The organism is Streptomyces sp. NPDC001750 (assembly GCF_042892615.1).
Lineage (GTDB): Bacteria > Actinomycetota > Actinomycetes > Streptomycetales > Streptomycetaceae > Streptomyces.
The window spans coordinates 26,737-52,284 of the sequence record NZ_JBIAUE010000016.1 but is presented as its reverse complement, the minus strand read 5'-3'; the positions used below and the strand labels follow the sequence as shown (position 1 = coordinate 52,284).

General features: G+C 71.4%; 17 protein-coding genes. 4 read left to right on the top strand and 13 right to left on the bottom strand.

Annotated features, from left to right (window positions below):
- Nucleotides 1–208 precede the first annotated feature (208 nt).
- From ACFYY6_RS23625 to ACFYY6_RS23590, 8 genes are all read right to left on the bottom strand, one after another.
- Complete coding sequence (locus tag ACFYY6_RS23625; RefSeq protein WP_389194961.1) at nucleotides 209–3,970, bottom strand: ThuA domain-containing protein; 3,762 nt, start codon at nucleotides 3,968–3,970, stop codon at nucleotides 209–211.
- Between the two features lie 409 nt (nucleotides 3,971–4,379).
- Complete coding sequence (locus tag ACFYY6_RS23620; RefSeq protein WP_351523399.1) at nucleotides 4,380–5,384, bottom strand: sugar phosphate isomerase/epimerase family protein; 1,005 nt, start codon at nucleotides 5,382–5,384, stop codon at nucleotides 4,380–4,382.
- Nucleotides 5,385–5,396: 12 nt separating this feature from the next.
- Nucleotides 5,397–6,698: a Gfo/Idh/MocA family oxidoreductase gene (locus ACFYY6_RS23615; protein ID WP_351523397.1), complete on the bottom strand. Its 1,302-nt coding sequence runs from the start codon at nucleotides 6,696–6,698 to the stop codon at nucleotides 5,397–5,399.
- 102 nt (nucleotides 6,699–6,800) lie between these two features.
- Nucleotides 6,801–7,838 carry a substrate-binding domain-containing protein gene (locus tag ACFYY6_RS23610; protein WP_351523395.1) on the bottom strand — a complete coding sequence of 346 codons (1,038 nt, stop codon included), beginning with the start codon at nucleotides 7,836–7,838 and terminating at the stop codon, nucleotides 6,801–6,803.
- A gap of 325 nt (nucleotides 7,839–8,163) precedes the next feature.
- A complete protein-coding gene (locus ACFYY6_RS23605; protein ID WP_351523393.1) occupies nucleotides 8,164–9,201 on the bottom strand; it encodes an ABC transporter permease in 1,038 nt (345 codons plus the stop codon).
- Nucleotides 9,198–10,721, bottom strand: a complete 1,524-nt coding sequence (locus ACFYY6_RS23600) for a sugar ABC transporter ATP-binding protein (protein WP_351630416.1) — start codon at nucleotides 10,719–10,721, stop codon at nucleotides 9,198–9,200. The genes ACFYY6_RS23605 and ACFYY6_RS23600 overlap by 4 nt, the downstream gene beginning before the upstream one ends.
- A gap of 248 nt (nucleotides 10,722–10,969) precedes the next feature.
- A complete protein-coding gene (locus ACFYY6_RS23595) occupies nucleotides 10,970–12,151 on the bottom strand; it encodes an ROK family protein (RefSeq protein WP_386609041.1) in 1,182 nt (393 codons plus the stop codon).
- A 264-nt stretch (nucleotides 12,152–12,415) separates the two neighbouring features.
- The gene (locus ACFYY6_RS23590; RefSeq protein ID WP_351523387.1) at nucleotides 12,416–13,381 is read right to left on the bottom strand and encodes a beta-ketoacyl-ACP synthase III; all 966 of its coding nucleotides are present in this window, start codon (nucleotides 13,379–13,381) and stop codon (nucleotides 12,416–12,418) included.
- Nucleotides 13,382–13,728: 347 nt separating this feature from the next.
- On the opposite strand from ACFYY6_RS23590, the gene fdhD reads away from it, so the two are divergent.
- Nucleotides 13,729–14,577: a formate dehydrogenase accessory sulfurtransferase FdhD gene (gene fdhD, locus ACFYY6_RS23585; protein ID WP_351630421.1), complete on the top strand. Its 849-nt coding sequence runs from the start codon at nucleotides 13,729–13,731 to the stop codon at nucleotides 14,575–14,577.
- A 359-nt stretch (nucleotides 14,578–14,936) separates the two neighbouring features.
- Here the strand turns inward: fdhD and ACFYY6_RS23580 are convergent, their stop codons facing one another.
- Nucleotides 14,937–16,079 carry a bile acid:sodium symporter family protein gene (locus ACFYY6_RS23580; protein ID WP_389194956.1) on the bottom strand — a complete coding sequence of 381 codons (1,143 nt, stop codon included), beginning with the start codon at nucleotides 16,077–16,079 and terminating at the stop codon, nucleotides 14,937–14,939.
- A 119-nt stretch (nucleotides 16,080–16,198) separates the two neighbouring features.
- Between ACFYY6_RS23580 and ACFYY6_RS23575 the strand changes: the two genes are divergently transcribed.
- Together ACFYY6_RS23575 and ACFYY6_RS23570 are read left to right on the top strand one after the other, a co-directional pair.
- Complete coding sequence (locus ACFYY6_RS23575; RefSeq protein WP_351630425.1) at nucleotides 16,199–17,161, top strand: LysR substrate-binding domain-containing protein; 963 nt, start codon at nucleotides 16,199–16,201, stop codon at nucleotides 17,159–17,161.
- 263 nt (nucleotides 17,162–17,424) lie between these two features.
- Complete coding sequence (locus tag ACFYY6_RS23570) at nucleotides 17,425–19,224, top strand: AMP-dependent synthetase/ligase (RefSeq protein WP_388648847.1); 1,800 nt, start codon at nucleotides 17,425–17,427, stop codon at nucleotides 19,222–19,224.
- Nucleotides 19,225–19,289: 65 nt separating this feature from the next.
- Here ACFYY6_RS23570 and ACFYY6_RS23565 read toward each other — a convergent pair whose 3' ends face one another.
- From ACFYY6_RS23565 to ACFYY6_RS23555, 3 genes are read right to left on the bottom strand one after another with little or no spacing between them, the layout of a single operon-like run.
- Nucleotides 19,290–21,062, bottom strand: a complete 1,773-nt coding sequence (locus ACFYY6_RS23565) for a PQQ-dependent sugar dehydrogenase (RefSeq protein ID WP_389194953.1) — start codon at nucleotides 21,060–21,062, stop codon at nucleotides 19,290–19,292.
- An 11-nt stretch (nucleotides 21,063–21,073) separates the two neighbouring features.
- Nucleotides 21,074–22,342 (bottom strand): glycosyl hydrolase family 8, encoded by a 1,269-nt coding sequence (locus tag ACFYY6_RS23560; RefSeq protein ID WP_351523450.1) that lies wholly within the window; start codon nucleotides 22,340–22,342, stop codon nucleotides 21,074–21,076.
- 9 nt (nucleotides 22,343–22,351) lie between these two features.
- Nucleotides 22,352–22,711, bottom strand: a complete 360-nt coding sequence (locus ACFYY6_RS23555; RefSeq protein WP_389194949.1) for a hypothetical protein — start codon at nucleotides 22,709–22,711, stop codon at nucleotides 22,352–22,354.
- A 424-nt stretch (nucleotides 22,712–23,135) separates the two neighbouring features.
- Here ACFYY6_RS23555 and ACFYY6_RS23550 point away from each other — a divergent pair, with 424 nt between their 5' ends.
- On the top strand, nucleotides 23,136–23,972 hold the full coding sequence (locus tag ACFYY6_RS23550; protein ID WP_351523446.1) for an aldo/keto reductase: 837 nt from the start codon (nucleotides 23,136–23,138) through the stop codon (nucleotides 23,970–23,972).
- Between the two features lie 574 nt (nucleotides 23,973–24,546).
- Here ACFYY6_RS23550 and ACFYY6_RS23545 read toward each other — a convergent pair.
- Nucleotides 24,547–25,158: a hypothetical protein gene (locus ACFYY6_RS23545; RefSeq protein WP_351523444.1), complete on the bottom strand. Its 612-nt coding sequence runs from the start codon at nucleotides 25,156–25,158 to the stop codon at nucleotides 24,547–24,549.
- Between the last annotated feature and the right edge of the window lie 390 nt (nucleotides 25,159–25,548).

Below are 25,548 nucleotides of genomic sequence, written 5' to 3'. Positions count from 1 at the left end.
GGTGCGGCGGGGCGGGGACGGGAAGAGAGGGAAATGGGACAGGGCCAGGGACGGGGACGGAGGGAACGGGACGGGACGGACCCGGCGGTGACGGCGGGCGGGGCGCCCTCGCACCCGCCCACCGTCCGCCCGCGGCATGGGTCACCGGACCTTGGTCTCAGACCGAATCGACCTGTTTCCGGCGTCGGTTGACCGACCGGCGGCCGTGCTACGCCGCGGGCAGTTCCTTCAACTTGATGTCGCGGAAGGACACATGGTCGTCGGCACCGTGGTTCTGGATGCCGATGTATCCGCTCTTCAGGCTCCGCGCCGGATCGGTGTTGGTGAAGTCGTTGATCTTCACCCCGTTCAGGAAGACCTGGAGGCGTTCGCCCAGGACCTTGATCTCGTAGCTGTTCCACTGGCCGGGCGGGCGTAGTGCGCGGTCGCGGGCCTTGGTGTTCGGCGCCTTGAACGTGTAGACGGACCCCGTGGTGCGGTCGGGCGCGTCGGTGGCGTCGATCTGGATCTCGTAGCCGTTGTTCACCGCGGACCAGGGGTCGTCGGATTCCGGGAAGCCGACGAAGATCCCGGAGTTGTCGTCGCCGCTCATCCTCCAGTCGAGCTTGAGCGAGTAGGCCCCGAGTTCCTTGGCCCGATAGGTGAGCAGTCCCATACCACCGACGGAGCGCAGTTCGCCGTCGACGACGTCGAATCCGCCGGGTCCCGCCTGCTTCCAGCCGTCGAGCGTCCTGCCGTTGAAGATCGTCCGGTAGCCGGTGTCGGGCTTGCAGTCGGCCTTCACCTGGCCGGAGGCGTAGCGCAGTCCGCCGAGGAGGAGCCGACGGAAGGCGGGCTCGGCGTACGACTCCTTGGTGTGGCCGAGGCCGGTGTAGAAGGACCGGCCGCCCTGGTAGGTCTGGCACCAGGTGATGGGGTGGTCGCCCTTCATGGTGCCGCCGGTGTAGGTGGTCTCGTCGAGCGTGGCGAGGATCCGGGCCCGACCGCGCGGGTTGGTGCGGTAGTTGTACCACTCGTCGGTGCGGTTCCACTCGTCGTCGAGGTGGGCGGTGGCCGGGTGCTCGTGGTCCTCCACGCGGACGGTGGCGGGCTGGATCGCGGGGTGCGAGGAGAAGTACGCGCCGACGAGTCCCCCGTAGAACGGCCAGTCGTACTCGGTGTCCGCCGCCGCGTGGACGCCCATGTAGCCGCCGCCGGTGGCCACATAGTTCTCGAACGCCTTCTGCTGGTCGGCGCCGAGCACGTCACCGGTGGTCGACAGGAACACGACGGCGTCGTACCGGGCGAGGTTGGCGGTGGTGAACTGCCGTGCCTCCTCGGTCGCGTCGACGGTGATGCCGCTGTCCTCGCCGAGCTGCCTGAGCGCGGCGACGCCGTCGGGGATCGCGTCATGGCGGTAGCCGGCCGTCTTCGAGAAGACCAGGACCCGTTTGGCGTTCCTGTCCGGAGTGCTGTGGACGAGCTCGAAGTCGTCGACGTCGTAGAGGGCCCCGGCGCCTCCCTTGAAGACGAGGAAGAGTTCGGTGGCCTTCCTGGGCACGTTGCGCAGGGGTACGTCGACGTCCTGGAACGTCTCCCAGCCGCCGGTCACCGGGACCGGGGTGGAGCCGAGGATCGTGCCGGTCGTCGAACCCGCCCTCACCTCCAGGAAGCCCCCGCTGCCGCCTGAGGAGACGCGGGCGGTGAGCCGGTTGGAGTCGCCGAGGAGATACGGCTTGAAGGAGATCCAGTCCCCGTCGTGGATGTCGCCGACTGTCTTGCCGCCGTGGGCGGGCGCCTTGTCGTAGACCTTGATGCCGGACGAGGCGGAGTAGTGCTCGGCCTGGCGGTGGCGCGGCTGGAGCTGGGACTGGTCGTGGCCGGACAGGGGGGCCTGACCGCCGCCTCCGCCGTCCGTGTAGGAGGCGTCGATGACCCCGAAGATGTTGGCGTTGGGGTCGTGGCCGCCGTCCATGGCGGTCTTGATGGTGCCGGAGCACCCGTTGACGGTGGTGATGGGGTGGCCGTGGCTGTCGTGGCCGAGGACGAAGCGGACCTCGACCTTGGCGCAGTCGACGGTGCCGTCCTCGGGGTCGGTGACGGTCACCTGGAACGGCACGTCGTCACCGAAGGCGAACAGCTGCCCGTCCCCGGGGAGTTTCAGTTCGACCTTCGGCGCCGTGTTGCCGACCGTGATGTGCACACTGGCGGAAGCGGTGCGTCCCGTCGGGTCCTTGGCGGTGACGGTGGCCGTGTAGGTGCCGTTCTTCCGGTACGTGTACGTGGGGTCGGCGGCCGTCGAGGTGCCGCCGTCGCCGAAGTCCCAGGCGTAGGTCAGGGCGTCGCCGTCGGGGTCGACGGTGCCCGCCGAGGAGAACCGCACCTTCAGCGGCGCCTGGCCGGAGGTCCTGTCGGAGGAGGCCACGGCGTTGGGCGAGCGTCCGCCGGCCGCGTTCTCGATGCGGTAGAGGGCGGAGTTCTCGTCCCCGCCGAACCATCCGGTGCCGTAGTCGAGGACGTACAGCGCTCCGTCGGGCCCGAAGGCCATGTCCATCACCTGCGTCCCGGTCCACGGGACGGGGTTGATGGACCGGACGGTGCCGTCGGCGTCGTGTGCGACGGCCTTGATCCAGCGGCGGCCGAACTCCCCGGCGAAGAACTGCCCGTCGTACGCCTCCGGGAGCTTCACGGGCGAGTCGAGGGCGGCGTCGTAGTGGTAGACGGGTCCGCCCATCGGGGATTCGGAGCCGGTGCCGAAGTCGGGCAGGGAGCCGCCGTCGTACGGGATCCAGGCGGGTTGGGCGGGCGGCAGGTCGACGAGACCGGTGTTGTGCGGCGAGGTGTTCTTCGGGGCGGCGCAGTCGAAGGCCGCGCCGGACGTCTTCGTCGCGAAGTCGTAGTCGACGTAGGCGTCGTTGGCACCGGTGCAGAACGGCCAGCCGTAGTTGCCCGGTCCGGTCACCCTCGCGAACTCGACCTGTCCGGCAGGGCCGCGCTTCGGGTCGGCGGCACCCGCGTCGGGACCGTAGTCGCCGACGTAGAGGATGCCGGTGGCCCTGTCGACGGAGAAGCGGAACGGGTTGCGGAAGCCCATCGCGTAGATCTCGGGGCGGGTCCTGTCGGTGCCCGGCGGGAAGAGGTTCCCCTCCGGAACGGTGTACGAGCCGTCGTCGGCGACCTTGATGCGGAGGATCTTGCCGCGCAGGTCGTTGGTGTTGCCGGAGCTGCGCCGCGCGTCGAACGCCGGGTTGCGGTCGGGGCGTTCGTCGATGGGCGTGTATCCGTCGGAGGCGAACGGGTTGGTGTCGTCGCCGGTCGACAGGTACAGGTTGCCGTCGGCGTCGAAGTCGATGTCGCCGCCGACGTGACAGCACATGCCGCGTGAGGTCGGGATGTCGAGGATCTTCTTCTCGCTGGCGTTGTCGAGGGTGCCGTCGCTCTTGAGGACGAAGCGGGAGAGACGGTTCACGCCGTCGAACGGGGCGAAGTCGGCGGCCGTGCCGTTCTCGGGGGCATCGCCCGCGGGGGTGTCCAGCGGCGGCGCGTAGTAGAGGTAGACGGCCCGGTTCCTGTCGAAGTCCGGGTCCACGGCGACGCCCTGGAGCCCCTCCTCGTCGTGCGAGTACACGGGCACGGCGCCCACCACGCGGGTGTTCCCTCCGCTGTCGGTGAGGCGCAGCTCCCCGTTGCGCGAGGTGTGGAGCACGCTGCGGTCGGGGAGGACGGCGAGGGTCATGGGCTCCCCGGTCTCGGCGGCGCCCTTGGCGAGGGTGACCTGCTGGAGCCCCTCGGCCGCGGCCGTCGCCGCCGCGTGCGCGGGAGCGGCCGGTGTGTCCGCGGCGGCCGGTGTCGCCGGCCCCGTCGCGGCCGCTCCGGGCGAGGCGCCCAGGGTCAGGGTGGTCGCCGCGAGCAGGCCGCCGGTGAGCAGCGCGAGGGTCCTGCGGACGCGGAGCCACGTTCCGTTCTGGTTTCTGGCTCTTGTTCGGTGCACGAGTGTCCTCCGGAGAATGCCGGTGGTACGGGCGAGTGCTGCCGTGCCGTGCCGCGCGGGACTGCCGCGCGCTTCGTCCGGGTGCGAGTTATGTCATGGACATGCCTTGGACGGTAGACCTCTTCGTCCGGACCGGAAAGCCCTTGTGCGGCGTTCTCGTCCAACTTCTTCCCGTGCCGGGACAAAGCAGGGGTGGGGGGCCGGGCGCGGGCAGGCCGGGGGCGGGGGTGGCGGTCGGGTACGGGCAGGCCGAGGGCAGGAGTGAGCACCGGGCGGGCACACGGCCGCCACCGCATGAACGCGGCCCACCGCTCCCCCGGCCCGGCGCGAGGACACCGTGCTGCCACCGCACCCGTCGTGGGCGAGGACGGTCGTCGGGGCCCGCCTCCCGCCGTACGCGAGGACGCCCTCAGTCACCGCCCCCGAACGCCGCGTCGAACGAGGCGGACGGCGGCTCGAAGTCGTACCGCCTGAGCGTGGCGAGCGCTTCCGGCGCCCCCACCAGCCGGTCCATCCCCGCGTCCTCCCACTCCACGGAGACCGGCCCGTCGTAGCCGATGGACCGGAGCATCCGGAACACGTCCTCCCACGGCACCTCGCCGTGCCCCGCGGAGACGAAGTCCCAGCCCCGCCTCGGGTCGCCCCACGGGAGGTGCGAGCCGAGGCGCCCGTTGCGGCCGTCCAGCCGCCTGCGCGCCTCCTTGCAGTCCACGTGGTGGATCCGGTCGCGGAAGTCGTACAGGAATCCCACGGGGTCCAGGTCCTGCCAGACGAAATGGCTCGGGTCGAAGTTCAGCCCGAACGCCGCCCGGTGGCCGACGGCCTCCAGCGCGCGGTGCGTGGTCCAGTAGTCGTACGCGATCTCGCCGGGGTGCACCTCGTGGGCGAACCGCACGCCCTCGGCGTCGAACACGTCCAGGACCGGGTTCCAGCGTTCCGCGAAGTCCTCGTACCCACGCTCGATCATGTGCGGCGGGACCGGCGGGAACATCGCGACCAGGTGCCAGATGGAGGAGCCGGTGAAGCCCACGACGGTGCGCACCCCGAAGGCGGCCGCGGCGCGGGCGGTGTCCTTCATCTCCTCGGCGGCCCGGCGCCGCACCCCTTCGGGTTCGCCGTCGCCCCAGACCCGGGCCGGCAGGATGCCCCGGTGGCGTTCGTCGATCGGGTGGTCGCAGACGGCCTGGCCGACGAGATGGTTGGAGACCGCCCAGCACTTGAGCCCGTAGCGGTCGAGCAGCTCGCGCCGCCCGTCCAGGTAGCCGGGGTCGCTCAGGGCCTTGTCCACCTCGAAGTGGTCGCCCCAGCAGGCGAGTTCGAGGCCGTCGTAGCCGAAGTCGCGAGCCAGCCGGCAGACCTCCTCCAGCGGCAGGTCGGCCCACTGACCGGTGAACAGGGTGAAGGGACGGGGCATGCGCGGGACCTCCTAGAGAACCACGGGGGTGTGTACGGAGTTCTTCTCGGCGCTCTCCTGAACCGCCGCGAGCACCCGCTGGACCTGGAGCCCGTCGGCGAACGACGGTGCGGGGGCGGACCCTTCGGCGATCGTCCGCACCAGGTCGCGGGCCTGATGGACGAAGGTGTGCTCGTACCCGAGGGCGTGGCCCGGCGGCCACCACGCCTCCAGGTAGGGATGCTCGGGCTCGGTCACGAGGATGCGCCGGAAGCCCGCCGTGGCGGCGGGTTCGGTGTGGTCGTGGAAGGACAGTTCGTTGAGGCGTTCCAGGTCGAAGGCGAGCGAGCCGCGCTCCCCGTTGATCTCCAGGCGCAGCGCGTTCTTCCGTCCGGCTGCCATCCGGGTCGCCTCGAAGGAGGCCAGCGCACCGGAGGCGAACCGGCCGGTGAACACGGTCGCGTCGTCGACGGTCACCGCGCCGTCCCTGCCGTCTCCCGCTTCGTATCCGCCGCCGTCGCCGTCCCGGCGGTCGTCGCCGACCCGGTGCGCGTCGGTACCGACGGCCGCGGAGAGTCCGGCGGACGGCCCGGCCGGCAGCGGCCGTCGCGTCACGAACGTCCTGCTGACCGCGGACACCCCGGTCAGCGGCTCCCCCGCCAGGTGCTGCGCCAGATCGACGATGTGCGCGCCCAGGTCGCCGAGTGCCCCCGAACCCGCCCGCTCCCGTCGCAGCCGCCAGGTGAGCGGTGCTTGGGGATCGACGAGCCAGTCCTGGAGGTAGGCGGCGCGGACGTGGCGCAGGGTGCCGAGCCGTCCCTCGCCGATCAGCCTCCGGGCGTAGCTGATCGCGGGCACCTTGCGGTAGTTGAAGCCCACCATGGCCACCTGGCCGCGGGCCGCAGCCCGTTCGGCCGCCTCGGCCATGATCTCGGCCTCGGCGACCGTGTTGGCCAGCGGCTTCTCGCACAGCACGTGCTTGCCGGCCTCCAGCGCGGCGATCGCGATCTCGGCATGGCTGTCGCCGGGGGTGCAGATATCGACGAGCTGTACGTCGTCCCGGGCGACGAGGGCCCGCCAGTCGGTCTCCGCCGCCGCCCAGCCGTGGCGGGCCGCCGCCGCGTCGACCGCCGCCCGGTCGCGTCCGCAGATCGCGGCGAGCACCGGTCTCATCGGCAGCTCGAAGACGTGACCGGCGGTGCGCCACCCCTGTGAGTGGGCGGCGCCCATGAACGCGTACCCGACCACGCCGATCCCGAGCGTGGGCACGCTCGGCACCGACCGGTGCGCCGTCGGCGCCTCGGCCTGCTGTGCCGTCTCTTCCCTGCGGGCCATCCGGGCTTCCTCCTCGTCGGTCTGTTCGATGGGGGTGGCGGAAGGGGCGACAGGCACCCTCCTCCGGGGCGGCGGGAGGGCCGGTGCCCTCCCCGGAGCGGCTCAGCTGAAGCCCGTCGGCAGGTACTGGTCGACGTTCTCCTTGGTGACCACCGCCGAGTAGAGGGTGAGACTGGTCGGGATCTCCAGCTCGGCCAGGCCGCCGACGCCCTTGCCCTGTGCGAGGGCGCGGGCCAGGTCGATCGCGGAGGCGGCCATCGTCGGCGGGTAGAGGACGGTGGCCTTCAGCACACCGTCGTCGGCCTTGATGGCGTCCATCGCGGACCTGGACCCGGCGCCGCCGACCATCAGGAACTCGTCGCGGCCCGCCTGCTGGATGGCCCGCAGCGCGCCGACACCCTGGTCGTCGTCGTGGTTCCACAGGGCGTCGATCCTCTTCTGCGCCTGGAGGAGCTGGGCCGTCTTCGCCTGGCCCGACTCGACGGTGAAGTCGGCCGCCTGACGGGCCACCAGCTCGATGTCGGGATAGTTCTTCAGCGCGTCGGCGAAGCCTTGGCTGCGCTGCTTGGTGAGTTCCAGGTTGTCGATGCCGGCCAGTTCGACGACCTTGGCGTCCGCCTTGCCCTTCAGCCGTTCGCCGATGTAGGTACCGGCGTTGAGGCCCATGCCGTAGTTGTCGCCGCCGACCCAGCAGCGGTACGCCTGCGGGGAGGCGAAGATCCGGTCCAGGTTGACGACGGGGATGCCGGCCCGCATGGCCTCCAGACCGACCTGCGTGAGCGCCTTGCCGTCGGCGGGGAGGACGACCAGGACATCGACCTTCTTGTTGATGAGAGTCTTGACCTGGCCGATCTGGGCGGCGGTGTCGTTGGAGCCCTCGGTGGTCTCCAGCGTCACGTCGGAGTACTTCGCCGCCCGCGCGGTGGCGTTCTCGTTGATGGCGTTGAGCCAGCCGTGGTCGGCCTGCGGACCCGCGAAGCCGATCGTGACGTGCTTGCCTGGCTCGGTGTCGGCCGCGGCACCGCCGCTGCGCGCGGCGTCCGCGGTCTTGGGTTCGTTGCTGGTGCAGGCGGTGAGGAAGGCGCCCGCGGAGACGGCCGCGGTCCCGAACAGCAGTCCTCTGCGGCTGGTTTCTGGCATGGCTGTCCAACCCTTCATCCGGTGCGTCGCGTGTCGTACGGGGAACGGGGCGGGGAGGGGCATCGAGGGGCGTGCCCGAGCGGGTGGGGCAGGTCTGGTGCTGTGGCCGGAAAGGTTTGCCGGTGACCCTTTCGGTCGCAGCACTAGTGCCGCTCCCGGCATTAGTGCCGCGGCAGGCAACGTTTGCCCGTCAAGGAGCGCGTCCGGTGCGTGCTCTCGGTGTGCCGGTCGGAAGCCCTCGTACTGGACGTACTCGGGTTTTCGGCCGGTGCGGCGAGAGGGCGTGCCGGGCGTCGCGACGGGGCGAACGTTGCCTGATGCGGCACTAGCCGGGCGCGGAGGTGCGGCGCTGGACCAGGACGGCGGCGACGATGATCGCGCCCTTGGCGATCTGCTGGACGTCGCTCTGGAGGTTGTTGAGCGCGAAGATGTTGGTGATGGTGGTGAAGACGAGGACGCCGAGCACCGAGCCGACGATGGTGCCGCGCCCGCCGCTGAGCAGGGTGCCGCCGATGATGGCGGCGGCGATGGCGTCCAGCTCGTACAGGTTGCCGTTGGTGTTCTGTCCCGAGCCGGACAGGATGACGAGCATGAACGCGGCGATGCCGCAGCACAGCCCGGACAGCAGGTAGAGAAGGAGTCGCTGTCGTCGTACGTCGATGCCGGCCAGCCGGGCCGCCTCCGGGTTGCCGCCGATGGCGACCGTACGGCGGCCGAAGGTGGTGCGGTTCAGCAGCAGCCAGCCGATGACGGTGACCGCGGCGAACATCATCACCAGCGGCGGGACGCCGAGGACGTAGGAGTCGGGCAGCCCCAGGTCCAGCACGGACCCGACGGTGACGAGTTGTGTCTTCCCGTCGGTGATCTGGAGGGCGAGTCCGCGTGCCGAGGCGAGCATCGCGAGCGTCGCGATGAACGGCACCATCCGCCCGTACGCGATGAGCAGCCCGTTCACCAGCCCGGCGGCGAGCCCGACGACCACGGCGGTGAACAGGATCCCCGCGAAGCCGTACTCCTGGGTGGCGACCGTGGTCGCCCAGACGGAGGCGAGCGCGACCATGGCGCCGACCGAGAGGTCGATGCCGCCGCTGGTGATGACGAAGGTCATCCCCACGGTCACGACACCGATGACGGACGACTGGGTCAGGATCAGCTGGAGGTTGCCGGTGTCGAGGAAGGCGTCGGGCTCGGTGACCCCGCCGACCGCGATCAGTACGGCGAGGACGCCCAGGAGCGAGAGGGTGCGCACGTCCACGCGCGGTCCGAAGGCGCGCGGCGTCGAGTCCCGCTTCGGGGATCCGGCGTCCGGGGCGTGCGCCCCGTCCGGCCCGCCCTGCCGTGCCGAGGAGACGGGCTGCGTCATGATGTCGGGCTCCCTTCCATCACCAGGTCGAGTACGCGGTGCTCGTCCAGCTCCCCGGCGGGCGCCATGTGCACGACGCGGCCCCCGCGGAGCACCAGCACCCGGTCGGCGAGGCCCAGCACTTCGGGCACCTCGCTGGAGACGAGCAGGACGGCGAGGCCCTCGTCGGCCAGTCGGCGGATCACCGCGTACAGCTCGGCGCGGGCGCCGACGTCGACGCCGCGGGTCGGTTCGTCGAGCAGCAGGACGCGGCATCCGCGCAGCAGCCAGCGGGCCAGTACGGCCTTCTGCTGGTTGCCTCCGGAGAGCGTGCGGACGGGGGCGTCGGGGTTGTCGGGGCGCAGGGAGAGTTCGCGGGTCGCGGCGCGGGCCGCCCGGCGTTCGGCCCCGCGGTCCAGCCAACCGCCCCGGGCGAAGCGGGACATGGAGGAGACGGAGACGTTGCGGGTGACGGACTCGAGCATCAGCAGGGCCTGCGCCTTGCGTTCCTCGGGGGCGAGTCCGACACCGGCGGCGACCGCCGCGCGGACGCTGCCGGGCCGGAGCCGTCGGCCCGCGACGGTGACCCGTCCGGCGGTCGGCCTGCGGGCCCCGTAGACGGTCTCCAGGATCTCGGAGCGTCCCGAGCCGACGAGTCCGGCCAGGCCGACGATCTCGCCCGGCCTCAACTCCAGGTCCAGCGGCTCGAATTCGCCCTTCCTGGCCAGCCCTTCGGCCTTCAGCACGGGTTCGGCCGCCGTGTGCGCGCCGCGCGCGGGGCGGGCCGGGAAGACGTGCTCGACGTCCCGGCCGGTCATCATGGCGACGATGTCGCGCGTCGGCGTGGACCGGACGGGCAGCCCCACGGCGACGGCCCGTCCGTCCTTCAGCACGGTCACCCGGTCGCCGATCCGGCGGATCTCGTCCAGCCGGTGCGAGATGTGGACGACGGCGACTCCCCCGGCGGTGAGCGCGGCGACGACGCGGAACAGGTTGTCGACCTCGTCCGGGTCGAGCGCCGCGGTCGGCTCGTCCATCACGATGAGCCGCACGTCGTGGGAGAGCGCCCGTGCCATGGAGACGATCTGCTGCTGGGCCGCCGACAGCCGGCCGACCTCGTGCGCCGGATCGATCTCGGGGTGCCCCAGCCGCCCCAGCAGCGCGGCCGTGGCCGCGCGCCCCCGGCGGGCGCGGACGAGGAGGCGCGCGGTGGTGGGCTCATGGCCGAGGAAGACGTTCTCGGCCACCGAGAGGCCCTGGACCAGGTCGAGTTCCTGGTAGATGGTGGCGATGCCCAGGCGCATCGCGGCGACGGGCGACTTGAGCTCGACCGGTTCGCCGCACCAGGTGATCCCGCCGTCGTCGGGCCGGTGGGCCCCGGCGAGCACCTTGATGAGGGTGGACTTCCCGGCGCCGTTCTGGCCGAGGAGGCAGTGGACCTCACCGGCCCGGACCTCCAGGTCCACACCGTCGAGGGCACGGACTCCCGGGAACGACTTGGTGATGCCGGACATGGTGAGCAGAGGTGGTTCTGGTGCCATGACGAATCCCCTCGGCGAATGGGGTCTCCCCTGCTCCGGCGCAGCCGGGAGCCTGGGGAAGGCCGGTGAGCGAGCGGGGCGGTACCTGGGTGCGTGTGCGCGAGTTCGTCCAACCACGGGCTGTACGTATGCGCTGGTGCGGAGCTTGCGGCTGTACGGGTCCGGCTTCGCCGGGATCCGGGCTCACGGTGTACGGAGGTGGAGACGGGTTGCGCAGGCGGTGGTGCCGATGTGCCACCGGCCCGGGGTCAGGCCGGTGAGAACAAGTGGTCGCTGATGAGCCGGGCCGCGCCGATCACTCCGGCGGCGTGCCCCAACTCGCCCAGCACGATGGGGAGATTACCGGTGGCCAGTGGCAGCGACTGGCGGTAGACCTGGGTCCGGACGCTGGCGAGCAGTGTGTGCCCGAGGCCGGTCACCCCGCCGCCGATCACCACCAGTCCGGGGTTGAAGAAGCTGACGAGTCCCGCGACGACCTGGCCGACCCGGTTGCCGCCCTCGCGGATCAGGCCGAGCGCGATGGGGTCACCGGCGGCCGCGGCGGCCGCCACGTCGGCGGCGGTGAGTGCTCCGGCCGCCTCCAGTCGGCCGGCGAGTTCCGCCGAATGCCCGGCACGTGCCGCCTCCTCGGCGTCACGGGCGAGCGCGGCACCGCTGAAGTGGGCTTCCAGACAGCCCCGGTTGCCGCAGGCGCAGAGCCGTCCGTCGGGTTCGACCCGTATGTGTCCGATGTCCCCGGCGCTTCCGGTCGTGCCCCGGTGGACCTCGCCGCCGGCGACGATGCCGCAGCCGATGCCCGTACCGATCTTGACGCAGAGGAAGTCGCCGACGGAGCGCGCGACCCCGGCGTGCCGCTCCCCCAGGGCCATCAGGTTCACGTCGTTGTCGACCATGACGGGGCAGCCCAGTTCCTGGCTGAGCGCCTCGCGGACCGGAAAGCCGTCCCAGCCGGGCATGATCGGCGGGGCGACCGGTACGCCTTCGGGGAAGCGCACCGGACCGGGTACGCCGATGCCCGCGCCGTCGAAGCCCTCGGCGAGCCCGGAGGCCCGGAGCCCGGCCGCCATCGCCAGGACCTGTTCGAAGACGGCGACGGGGCCCTCGCGTACGTCCATGGGATGGTTGAGGTGGCCCAGCACCTCCAACTCGGCGTTGGTGACGGCCACATCGACGGACGTGGCCCCGATGTCGACGCCGAGGAATCGCAGTCGCGGGTCGAGCCGGATGTTGTGGGAGCGGCGTCCGCCGCGGGACGCGGCGAGGCCGTCGGCCACGACGAGTCCGGTCCCCAGCAGCCGCTCGACCTCGACGGCGAGCTTGGAGCGGGAGAGTTCGACCTGGTCCCCCAGTTGAGCCCGCGAGTGGGGACCGCCGTCGCGCAACAGCCTGAGCAGCCGCGCCTGGTGCGCGTTCGCGGGTCGTGCCGTCATGCGTCTCACGCGCCCCTCCCCGCCGCATCGGCCGTCCGTCCGGGCTTTCGAGGGGAACGTAGCAGCGGTCGACCGGAGTGGGAAGAAGTCGTGCGGGAATCCGCACCTACTTTCTCCACACCGTGGACAAAGCAACCGGTGCGAACGACGCCGTGCCCCGGCGCGGCGCCGTTCCGGCTCCGGCACGCCGTCGCGTCCCGGAGCCCGGCGACGAGGCGGGCCCCGGGGTGCGACGCCACCGCCCCGCGGGCGATGCCACGGACGTCAGGGGCAGCGGATCACCTGACCCGCGTACGAGAGGTTCCCTCCGAAGGCGAACAGCAGCACGGGGTCGCCGGTGTGCACCTCTCCGCGCTCCACCAGCTTGGACAGGGCCATCGGGACGGAGGCGGCCGACGTGTTGCCGGACTCCACGACGTCCCGGGCGATGACCGCGTTGACCGCGCCTATCTTCCGGGCGAGCGGCTCGATGATCCGGAGGTTCGCCTGGTGCAGCACCACCGCGGCCAGGTCCTCCGGCGCGACACCGGCCTTGTCGCACACCTTGCGGGCGATGGGCGGCAGTTGTGTGGTGGCCCAGCGGTACACCGACTGGCCTTCCTGCGCGAAGCGCGGGGGCGTGCCCTCGATCCGTACCGCGTTCCCCATCCGCGGCACCGAACCCCACAGCACGGGGCCGATCCCGGGCCGGTCCCGGCCATCCGTCCCCGGGCGGTCCCGGTCCGCGACGACGACCGCGGCTCCGGCTCCGTCGCCGACGAGCACGCAGGTGCTGCGGTCGGTCCAGTCCGCGACGTCCCCCATCTTGTCGGCGCCGATCACCAGGACTCGCTCGGCCGCGCCGGCCCGGATGGTGTGATCGGCGGTGGCGAGGGCGTGGGTGAAGCCGGAGCACACCACGTTGATGTCCATCACCGCGGGCGAGTCCATGCCGAGCCGGGCGGCGACCCGTGCCGACATGCTCGGTGAGCGGTCGATCGCGGTGGACGTGGCGACCAGGACCATGTCGATCTCGTCGGGCCGCAGCCCCGCCGAGGCGAGCGCCTTGGCCGCCGCGTTCGCGGCCAGTTCGTCGACGGGTTCGTCGGGTCCTCCCACGTGCCGGGTCCTGATGCCGACGCGGCTGGTGATCCACTCGTCGTTGGTATCGACCATGGCCGCCAGGTCCTCGTTGGTGAGCACCCTGGCGGGCTGATAGTGGCCGAGCGCCACGACACGTGAGCCGGTCATGTACAGGTTCCCCTCGCTACGTATGGCAGGAGCCATCCAGTCTTGGTCGCTACCGACCGGTACGGGGACACGTGTTCCCACAGGATTGGCACGCGCTCGTTGGAGGTTCGATCACTGCCCCGTCCACCGTCCGCGCCCGGACGCCGGAGTCATGGCACGCGAGGCCCGGAATCAGGGGTCTCGCAGGTCGGCGGGGCGACGGCCACCGCCCTCCGCGCACGCCGCGTCGGCCGCGATGGCAGACTCCATGTGTCAGGACGCGTGTGCCGGGACGAGCACAGCACGAGGGCATGACGGCGGGACGGCCGGGGCCGCCTCACCGCACGACGGGAAACGGGTTCACGGCTATGGGACGGGTCACCGAGCGCCGCCGCACCATCCGCATCCGGGACGGGGCGGTCTCCGCGCGCCCCGACACGCTCGTCGCCGAGGAGCCCCTGGAGATCCGGCTGAACGGCAGGCCGCTCGCCATCACGATGCGCACCCCGGGCGACGACTTCGCGCTGGCGGCGGGCTTCCTGGTGAGCGAGGGCGTCGTCGGCGACGGCTCCGAGGTGCAGTCGATCGTCTACTGCGCCGGGGCGACCGCGGACGGCGTGAACACGTACAACGTGGTGGACGTGAAGCTCGCCCCCGGCGTCCCGGTCCCCGATGTCGCGCTCGAACGCCACGTGTACACCACGTCGTCCTGCGGGCTGTGCGGCAAGGCGAGCCTCGACGCGGTCCGCACCACCACCCGGCACCCGATCGCGGACGCTCCCCCGCTCCTGGTCGAGCCCGCGCTGCTCGCGGTACTGCCGGACCGGCTGCGCGCGGCCCAGCGGGTCTTCGACCGCACCGGCGGCCTGCACGCGGCGGCACTGTTCTCGGAGGCGGGCGAGCTCCTCGACGTCCGGGAGGACGTCGGCCGGCACAACGCGGTGGACAAGCTGGTCGGCCGGGCCCTGACCGACGGACGGCTGCCGCTGTCCCGGACGATCCTGCTGGTGTCGGGACGAGCCTCGTTCGAACTGGCCCAGAAGGCCGTGATGGCCGGGATCCCGATGCTCGCGGCGGTCTCGGCCCCATCGTCCCTCGCCGTGGACCTGGCGGCCGAGACCGGGCTGACCCTGGTCGGCTTCCTGCGGGGCCCGTCGATGAACGTCTACGCGGGCGAGCACCGCATCGCCCTGGAACCGGCGGTCCTCCGGGACTGACCGCCCCACCCGGACGGCGCCACGTCCCACGGGCCGGCCGGCCCCGCACCGCCCCGCCCGCGCGCCCCGCACTCGCGTCGATAACAACGTCGCCCACGATTGGCGGTGGGAGAAGGAGCTGCGTCTGGGGCCTTCGAATCCAAGGCGGAGGAGGGAGTCGGATGGGGTCTCCCCTGCTCGAAAGCAGCTGAGAGCTCGGGGAAGGAGCGTCGGCGACTGACGACAACGCCGGAGGCGGAGGTCCCAGACGCCGCGACGCCGCCGACAATCGTGGGCGAGGTCGTAAGGAACCGGCGCCCACCGGTCGCGATCCGCCGCCGGGCCGAGCTCCGGCCGCGCCCCGGCCGACGGGCCCTGTGTCAGGTCGAGGCCCCCTCGGCCACCGCATCGTCCCGCCGCCGCCCCGGCTCCTCCCCACCGGTCCCCGGCACCGCGGACGTCTCCGTACGCCCCACGGGCGTCTCCGCACGCCCCACGCGAGGTCCCACCGGCCCCGAGGCCTGCTCCGTGCCCTCCGGGGCCGCCTCCGGCACATCGCGCGAGCGACGTTTGGCGAGCACCGCGCACACCATCAGCTGCATCTGGTGGAAGAGCATCAGCGGCAGTACGGCGTAGGACGCCTGCGCGCCGAAGATCACGCTCGCCATCGGCAGCCCGGAGGCGAGGCTCTTCTTCGATCCGGCGAACTGGACGGCGATCCGGTCCGCCCGGTCGAACCCCAGCCGCTTCGTCCCGTACCAGGTCAGCGTCAGCATCAGCGCGAGCAGCAGCGCCTCGGCGCCGAGCAGCGCCCCGAGCCGGGCCGGGGTGACCTGGTGCCAGATGCCGGTGACCATGCCCTCGCTGAACGCCGTGTAGACGACGAGCAGGATCGAGCCGCGGTCGACGTAGCCGAGGATCTTCTTGTGGCGGGTGAGGAAGCCGTTGATCCAGCGGCGCAGCAGCTGCCCGGCCACGAACGGCAGCAGCAGCTGGACCCCGATCCTCAGCAGCGCGTCCGCCGAGAAGCCGCCGCCGCTGTTGCCGAGCAGCCCCGCGGCGAGCAGCGGGGTGAGGAAGATTCCGGCGATCGAGGAGAAGGAGCCCGCGCAGATCGCCGCGGGCACGTTGCCGCGGGCGATGGAGGTGAAGGCGATCGAGGACTGGATGGTCGAGGGGACGAGGCAGAGGAAGAGGAAGCCGCTGTGGAGCTGCGGCGTCAGGACGTACGGCACCAGTCCCCGCGCCGCCAGCCCGAGCAGCGGGAACGCCACGAAGGTGCAGGCCAGGACGGTGAGGTGGAGCCGCCAGTGCTTGAGGCCGTCGACGGCCTCGGCGGTGGAGAGGCGGGCGCCGTACAGGAAGAAGAGAAGCGCGATCGCTCCGGTCGATGCGCCGCCCGCGATGTCCGCGGCGGCCCCGGACGCGGGCAGTATCGCCGCGACCGCGACCGTGCCGACCAGCGCCAGGATGTAAGGGTCGACCGGCAGCCAGGACGGCAGCCTCGGGGTGCGGCGGCTCATGTGCTCCACGCGTTCTCTCGGTTCCGTTCGTACCCTCCCATCCTGCTGAGGCCCGGGGCGATCGGGAATCCCGCATACCGCGCTCACTGTCATCACGATGCGCGATAACCTAGGGTTCCATGTACGACCCCGCGCAGCTCCGGACGTTTCTCGCCGTCGCCCAGACCCTGAGCTTCACCCAGGCCGCCCGTCGGCTGGGGGTGCGGCAGTCCACGGTGAGCCAGCACGTGCGGCGCCTGGAGGACGCGACGGGGCGGCCGTTGTTCACCCGCGACACCCACCGGGTCGACCTCACCCCGGACGGCGAGGCGATGCTCGGCTTCGCCCGGACGATTTGGGAAGCCCACGAACGGGCCGCGGCCTTCTTCGCGGGGACGCGGCTGCGGGGGCGGCTGCGGTTCGGGGCCTCCGAGGACTTCGTCCTGACGCGGCTGCCGGAGATCCTGGAGTCCTTCCGCCGCGATCACCCGGAGGTCGAGCTGGAGCTGACGGTGGAGCTCTCCGGGATCCTGCACCGGCGTCTGGCGGCGGGCCGGCTCGACCTGGTGCTCGCCAAGCGGCGCACCGGAGACACACACGGGGAACTGGTCTGGCGGGACGCGCTGGCCTGGATCGGCGCGCCGCGCCTGCGGATCGACCCGGACCGTCCGGTTCCGCTGGTGCTGTACCCGCCGCCCGGCATCACCCGGGCCCGCGCCCTGGAGGTCCTGGAGCGGCACGGCAGGTCCTGGCGGATCGCGTGCACGAGTACGAGCCTCAACGGTCTGGTCGCGGCGGCCCGTGCCGGGCTCGGAGTGATGGCCCACAGCCGGGGCCTGGTCCCGCCCGGTCTGGCGCCGCTGCCGCCCAGGTCCGCGCTGCCCGATCTGGGCGGTGTGGACTTCGTCCTGCTGCACGGCCGCCGCGGGGACGGGGCGCCGGAGGCCGGCGGATCGCACGAGGCCGCCGACGCCCTGGCGGCGGCGATCCTGGCGGGCGCCGACCGGCTGATCCGCACGCCGGACCGGGCCGACCCGGACCGATACCCCGGTATCCCCCGCATCCGGCCCGAACACGAGCACATCCGTCCCGAAGATGGGTGATCGTCGCGTACCTGCGTGATCGCCGCGTACGGATTCGGTGGAGATTCCGGCGCCGGCCTCTTACGAGCTCGCCCACGATTGTCAGCGGCGTCGCAGCGTCCGGGCCTTGCCCATCTGGCCGGATATCGGTCGTCGGCCCGTATGTGGGCGGCGTCGCCCGCTTGTCCGGGCCCCTCCCGCCCGGCCGCCCGTTGGGGTACCGTCGCGGCGCTGTGCGGAGCGCCACGAGGAGCAGGTCATTGCGCGATTTCACTGTCCCACCCATGGCGGCCGCTCCTCTCGTGGGCGGACTGGCCGACGTGGTGTTCGAATACGCCGAGGACGAGCCCGACCGGATCGCCCTGGGTCGCAAGGACGCGAACGGAATCTGGCGGGATGTCACCGCGGCGGCGTTCCGCGACGAGGTGCTGGCACTGGCCAGGGGGCTGATCGCGCACGGCGTCCGGTTCGGCGACCGGGTGGCTCTGATGTCCCGCACGTGCTACGAGTGGACGCTCTTCGACTTCGCGCTGTGGTCCGTCGGGGCCCAGTCCGTGCCCGTGTATCCGACGTCCTCGGCCGAGCAGGTCCACTGGATGCTGCACGACGCGGATGTGTCCGCCGTCATGGTCGAGCACGAGGACCACGCGATGACGGTGGCGTCGGTGATCGACCGGCTGCCCGGCGTCAAGCGCCTCTGGCAGCTCGACGCCGACGCGGTGGCCGAACTGGTCGACGCGGGCGGCCGGGTCGAGGACGAGGTCGTGCACCGCCACCGGCGCGCGGTGACCCCCGAATCGGTGGCGACCGTCATCTACACCTCCGGGACCACCGGACGGCCGAGGGGCTGCGTGCTCACGCACGCCAACTTCATGTTCGAGACGGACACCATGGCCTCCCGCTGGCGGTCGGTCTTCCGGTCCCGGCCGGGCGACGAGGCGGCCACCCTGCTGTTCCTGCCGCTGGCACACGTCTTCGGCCGCATGGTCGAGGTCGCGGCGGTCCGCGGCCGGGTGAAGCTGGGCCACCAGCCGGACCTGTCGGCGAAGGCCCTGATGCCGGACCTGGTCTCGTTCCGGCCGACGTTCGTCCTCGCCGTGCCGTACGTCTTCGAGAAGGTCTTCGACGCCGCCCGGCGCAGGGCCGAGGCCGAGGGGCGGGCCGCCGCGTTCGACAAAGCGGTGGACGTCGCGGTCACGTACGCGGAGGCGATGGAGGCGCGGGCCTTTGGCACCGGTCCGGGGCCGTCGGCCGGACTGCGGGTGCAGCACCAGTTCTTCGACAAGGTCGTGTACCGGAAGGTGCGCGAGTCGCTGGGCGGCCGCATCCGGCACGCCATGTCCGGCGGGTCCGGGATGGACCGGCGGCTCGGGCTGTTCTTCGAGGGCGCGGGGGTCACCGTGTACGAGGGGTACGGGCTGACCGAGTCGACCGCGGCGGCCACCGCCAATCCGCCGGAGCGCACCCGGTACGGCACGGTCGGGCAGCCGGTCCCGGGCACCACGGTGCACATCGCGGAGGACGGCGAGGTGTGGGTGCACGGTCCCCATGTGTTCGCGGGCTACCTGAGCGCTCCGGAGGCGACCGCGGCGGTCCTGCGCGACGGCTGGCTGGCCACCGGGGACCTGGGGTCCCTCGACGCGGACGGCTATCTGACGATCACCGGGCGGAAGAAGGAGATCCTGGTGACGTCGGGCGGCAAGAGCGTGTCCCCGGCCGGCCTGGAGGAGCGGGTGCGGGCGCATCCGCTGGTCGCGCAGTGCCTGGTGGTCGGCAACGACCGGCCGTATGTCGCGGCGCTGGTCACGATCGACCAGGACGCGGTGGAGCACTGGCTCGCCATGCAGGGCCGGGAGCTCCTCCGGCCGGAGGAGCTGGTGCGCGACCCGGGCCTGGAGACGGAGATCCGGCGCGCGGTCGTGGCCGCCAACACGTCGGTGTCCCAGGCCGAGTCGATCCGTACGTTCCGGATACTGGCGCGTCCGTTCAGCGAGGAGCACGGTCTGCTGACCCCCTCGCTCAAGCTGAAGCGCAAGGCGATCGAGGCGGCGTACGCGGCGGAGGTCGAGGCGTTGTACCGCTGAGGCACGGTGCGCGGTGCCGTGACCCGGCGGTACGGCACCGCGCACGTGGTGGTAGGGGACGGTCCTCAGGTGATCGAGACGCGGAACAGCTTGTCCGAGCCGGGCGGCTCCTTCCCGTGGATGTCGCAGTTGGTGGTGGAGAGCCACAGCTCGTCCCGGCCGGGCACCGCGGTGACCGTGCGCAGCCGGCCGTAGGAACCGACGTAGTACGCGGTGGGTGTGCCGAGGTTCTCGCCGTCGATGGGCACCCGCCACAGCCGTTCGCCCCTCAGCGCGGCCATGTAGATGACGTTGCGGACGACGGCGATCCCGCTGGGCGACGCCTCGGAGACCTTCCAGGTCTTCTTGGGATCGGTCATCCCGGCGGTGGAGCAACTGCCCTCGCAGATTGGCCAGCCGTAGTTCCTCCCGGGCTGGACGAGGTTGAGTTCGTCCTTGGAGCTGTCGCCGAACTCGGCCTCCCACAGCCGTCCGTCGCGGTCGAAGGCGAGACCCTGCGGGTTGCGGTGCCCGTAGCTGTAGACGTGGTTGCCGAACGGGTTGCCGGGGGCGGCCTTGCCGTCCCTGGTCATCCGCAGCACCTTGCCGTTCAGCGAGTTCTTGTCCTGGGCGAGGTCGCGGTCGTGGGCCTCGCCGGTCGACGCGTACAGGTAGCCGTCGGGGCCGAAGGCGAGCCGCCCGCCGTTGTGGTACTTGTTCTTCTTGATCCCCTTGAGCAGGACCTTGTACCCGCCGAGCGTGCTGCCGTCGTACGTCATGCGCGCCACACGGTTGCCCTCGGACGCCGTGTGCATGAAGTAGACGTAGTGGTTGGCGGACCAGTCGGGGTCGACGGCGACGCCGAGGAGTCCGCCCTCGCCACCGGTCGTGACGACCTCGGGCACGGTGCCCACCTGTTTCCTGGTGCCCGCGGGGGTGGCCCTGAAGACCTCGAAGCTGTCCCGTTCGGTCACCAGCGCGGACGCGCCGTCGGGCATCCAGTACGTGCCCCACGGGATGGTCCAGCCGGTGGACACCGTCGTGATGTCCGACGGCACGCCTCCGTCGGCGGTGCAGGCCGGGGTGGTGAAGGCGACCGTGTTGCTCGGGGGCGAGACGTTGCCCGCGGCGTCCTTCGCGACGACGTCCAGGGAGTACGGGCTGGCGCAGGCGAGTCCCGTGAGCGTCGTCGTGGGGGCGGGCGGGGTGCCCGTCACGGTCTTGTAGACGGTGTTCCCGCTGCGCACCTCGTACGCGGTGACGGCCGTGTCGTCCGTCGCCGCGCCCCACTTCAGGGCGACGCCGTTCGCGGTGAGCCCCGACGTGGACAGGGTTCCGGGCGCGGCGGGAGGCGTGCTGTCCGGTGCGGTGACCGTGACGTCGATGTGGTCGAGGTTGGGCAGTCCGTCGGCCGTCGTGGAGGTGAGCCGGATCCTGTTGCCGCCCGCCGTCACCGGGGTGGTGACGGTGGAGGTGGCCCAGGTGTTCCAGTCGGCGGTGGCCCGGAAGGCGTGGGCGGCGAAGACGGTCTCGCCGCCCACGGCGATGTCGGCGGCCCGGGAGGCGGCCGTGCCGTTGGAGTACCGCACGGCGATGCGCGCGGTGCCCGCCGTGGCCGCGTCGACGGTGAATTCCACGTAACCGCCCACGACGTTGTCGCCGTTGACGAATCCTGTCCCCGAGTAGCCGGAGTGGTTGGACTCGGCGGCGCCCCGGACGATCGTCGCGGACTCCGCCTCGTACCGGGTCGCGGTCTCGGCGGCGGACCGCGGTGCCGCGTGCACCGGCCCGGCGCAGAGCAGCATCACCGCGAGGGCCGCCGTTCCTCTCCGTGCCGTGGTGAGCGTTCCGACCCGCATCCCAACCTCCGTCAGGGAACCCAGTAGTTGCCGGACGCGACGATCATCGACTGGAGCTGGACGCTTCCGCCGTAGTAGGAGCCCGTGTCGATCGAGGTGCCCGCGATCTTCTTCCAGAGCGCGTCGAGCCATGCCTGGGAACCCGGGTCGGTCAGCGCGGCCACGGCGAACGGGGCGGTGAAGGCCATGTCGTGACCGCTGTCGAACGCGCTGCCGTTGAGGCGGTAGCCGGTGACGATCTTGTTGGGGTCGCCGCCCGTCTTGGACTTGATCCAGGAGTTCATCTTGCGCGCCGAGGCGAGCGAGGCGCTGCCCCCTCCGGTGACGGCGTCGGCGCCGAGGCGCCACGGGTCGCGGCAGGCGTTCCAGGAGTAGTCGCCGTCGTTGGGGCCCTCCAGCACCTCGCCCGGTGCGGGCTTGGCCGTGCCGTTGGTGTTGACGACGAAGTCCGCCAGCAGCCCGGTGCTCGACGCGTACGTGGACTGCTGACCGGTGATCAGTTTCTGGTGGGCGGTGCGCACGGTGTCCCAGGTGCTGTCGCCCGTGGCCTTCTTGAAGGCGCGGAAGTGGTCGAGCATCCAGTCAGAGGAGCGGGTCATCCAGTAGTGGGACTCCCCGGAGTCCGACCAGTCGCCGAGCAGCGTGAGGTGGGTGGTCGGGTTGATCTCGCTCTTCTTGATGGCGTTGATGCGCTTGACCGCGAGTTCCTTGTAGTTGTAAGTGCCGGACGATCCCCACTGCTTGTCGGCGAGGAGCAGCCCGAAGGCGACGTCGAGGTCGCCGTCGGTCGCGGAGTCGGATCCGTTGACGCTCTTGCAGGAGGAGTTCTGCTCGGCGGCGAGGAGGTTGGAGTTGTTGACCGAGGGGTGCGCGAGCACGTACTTGACCATGCCGTCGAAGACGGTCTTCGCGTCCGGGTCGGCACCGGCCATCGTCGCCGTGATGACCATGCCGTAGCCCTGGGCCTCGGCGACGTAGGGGTGGTCGGCGTCCGGCGAGACCACCTCGTACCAGCCGTTGCCGCAGTTCTTCTTGACGAACGCCGACTTCCAGGCGTTATACGTCTTGACCACGGCCTGGTCGAGCGTGGCCTGGGAGCCGGACGGCTTCAGGGTTCCCGCCGCGTACGGAAAGGTGTGGCTGCCGAACGGCACCGCGGGACCGGCGGCGCCTCCGGACGCCACCGCGGTCGCGGACGGTGCGCCGAGCAGCGGGAGCAGCAGTCCGGCGGCGGCGAGCGCCGCTCCGCCGACGGCCGGCTTCCTGATGGTGATGCGCATGGGGTCTCCTCAGCCCTGGTACTGGACGACGATCTCGGTGGATTCGCGCGAGGCCCGGGACGCCTCGCCGCGGGCGTCCGCGCCGGTGCCCGATCCGCGGGCACGGTCGCGGTCGACGGACCGGAAGGGGAAGAGCGCGGGGTGATGCCGACGGGCGGCGTCGCCGTGCCGATGGGCACTCCTGACGGCGGCCGTCGCGGACTCGGTGTCCTCGATGTCGCTCGCGGCGGCCGGGGCGGGTCCGGCACCCCGATCACCCGCCTCCGAGGCGGCGATCGCCCTCGGAACGTGACCCACCAGGGGCAGAAGCAGACAGCTGAGGCCGGCGAGTACGGCAGCGGCACGACGTGGGGGGCGGTCACCGCGCACGGATGCTCCCTTTCAGATCCGCGTTAGGAAAGGTTCCTAACCATCACTGCATGGGATTCCTTCGCGGCCGATCTGTCAATGCCCCTCGCGGACCCAAATATCTGTTCCCGCACCTGAGTTCACCGGATTCCGGACACCTCGGGCATGAAACACGGCAACGGGGGCACGATCGGGGCCCGGCGGGCAGGACCGTCGGAGCCGGGCCTCGCCGGCCGGAGCCTGGCGGCCGGCTCATCGGCGCCCGGTCGGCCGCCCGCGCCGGGGGCGGCCGACGAACCGCCGGACCGTCGGACGGGTCGGCCGCGGCCCGAGGGGCCCCGGGCCGGACAGGTCACCGGCCCGGGGCCGTGCCACCGGGAATGCCTGGCGCACTGTGATCGTTGAACATGCAAATCACAACCGACGACGTAAGGATCGACCGCTCGTGAGCAAGGTCCCCTCCATCACCCTCAACAACGGCGTCGAGATGCCGCAGCTCGGTTTCGGCGTCTGGCAGGTGCCGGACGACGAGGCCGCGAAGGCGGTCGCGACGGCCATCGAGTCCGGGTACCGGAGCATCGACACCGCCGCGATCTACGAGAACGAGAAGGGCACCGGCCGGGCCGTGGCGGCCTCCGGTGTCGCCCGTGAGGAACTGTTCATCACGACGAAGCTGTGGAACGCCGAACAGGGGTACGACTCCACCCTGCGCGCGTTCGACGCCTCGCTCGACAAGCTGGGTACGGACTATGTCGACCTGTACCTGATCCACTGGCCGCTGCCGGCGAAGGGCGCCTACGTCGACACGTACAAGGCATTCGAGAAGATCTACTCCGAAGGCCGCGCGAAGGCCATCGGGGTCTCGAACTTCCTCCCGGAGCACCTGGAGCGCCTGCTCGGCGAGACGTCCGTGGTACCGGCCGTCAACCAGATCGAGCTCCACCCGCAGCTCCAGCAGGCGCAGTCGCGCGCCGTCCACGCCGCTCACGGCATCGCGACCGAGGCGTGGTCCCCGCTGGGACAGGGCAAGGGCCTCCTGGAGGTGCCGACGGTCGTCGCGATCGCGCGGAAGCACGGCCGCACGCCCGCCCAGGTGGTGCTCCGCTGGCACATCCAGACGGGCAACGTGGTGATCCCGAAGTCCGTGACACCGTCGCGGATCGTCGAGAACATCGACGTGTTCGGCTTCGAGCTGGACGCCGACGACCTCGCCGCGATCGCCGCACTGGACGAGGGCAAGCGCCTCGGCCCGGATCCGGCCGATTTCAACGTCGGCGCCTGAGCGTTTTCGCCGCGCCACTGACCGCGCGGGCCGCCGGGAGCACGGTCCGGACGGCCACACGGGCCGTCGCCCGACCGGGCGACGGCCCGCCCCTGGAGACACGCGGCGCCACAGGGGCATCCGCGTACCGGTACGGCGGGGGTCCGGAGAGCGGACCCATGACCACGCCGCCCGGACTTCACCCCTCCGCGGCGAGAACGCCGGGAGGGGGGTCGGCATCCGCCGGTCCCTGCCGTGCGCGACCGGTCGGGGCCTGACGGCCGGGACGTGGGCGGCGTCTGCCACGCCGGCACCACGTTCGGCCGCCCCGGCCACGACCTCCTTCCGGGGCCGCGGCCGAGTGCCACGAGCCGAAGGCCGCACGCGGCGCGGCCGCTGCGGTCGGCTGGCAGTGCCTCACCGTCCGGCTTTAGTATGGCGAGGCAGGTGGATGTAGTTGTCAGGCGTTTTCAGGTGTGGGCATCCGGGACCGGGACGACGACCCCGGATGCCCTGACTGGAACCCCGGCCCGATTCCGGCGGGCCGGGGTTCTACGTCGGACCGGCGACCATCACCGCGTCGGGTCCGCGACCGTCACCATTCCTCGCCGTACCCGTAGTCGTCGTCGTAGTCGTCGTAGCCGCCGTCGTAGCCGCCGTGACCGCGGTGGTGGCGCTCGATCACACGGAAGCTGCCGACCACGCCGTCCTCGACGCACACGCCGCCCTTGACGCGGCCCGGACGGACGCCGTCGCTGGAGCTCCACGGCCCGACGGTGGCGATGGGGGCGCCGTTGTCGCAGGTGACACCCCGGAAGACCTCGATCGTGCGGTGGCTCTCGTTGCGGATGTTGAGGCTCTTGGATCCGAGCCCGCTGATCACGGTCACGCAGCCACCGCGCTCGTCGGAGTAGGTGCGCTCGTTGATGTGGATGCGCCCCTCATGGTGGTGGTGCCGGTGGTGGCGCTTCTTCTCGTGGCCGCCGCCGTTGCCCCTGCCCTCGTTGCCCCTGCCCTCGTTGCCCCTGCCTTCGTTGCCCTTGCCCGAGTCGCCGCCCTCGGGGACCGAAACGGGAGCTGCCTGCTGGACGACCGGGGTCGCCTGGGCCTGCCCGGAGGTGGCGGCCGAGGCGTACGTGATACCTGTTGCGGCCATGGCGGCGGCAGCCGCGACAGCTGCCGTGACCATCGTGGAACGAGTAACCATGTCGCTTCTCCTCTCAGAGAGGCCGGCTGAGCAGTCGACCCGGAATGAAAGTACTTACGATTTGTCATACCTGTCATACCGGACACGTGGAAGGTCGTTGTCGGCACTCCGATCGGGGTACACGAGATAGGCCATATGCCATTTCCGCGCCGACGGAATTCGAACCAACTGACCCGAGAAAATGGCCAATTGATGTGCCGTTAGCCTGTACAGGGGACTTCCTGACACCTGCTCACCCTGGCGGCAGCGTGTCTTTTGTTGACACGGTCCCGACCGTGCGGCCAATCGGGGCACGGACCCCTCTGCCGCAGGCAGAAATACCCTTCGCGCGCGCTTTTTCGCGCATCGGAAACCGGCTTTTCCGGCCGGTATTCCGCCCTTCCGGTGCCT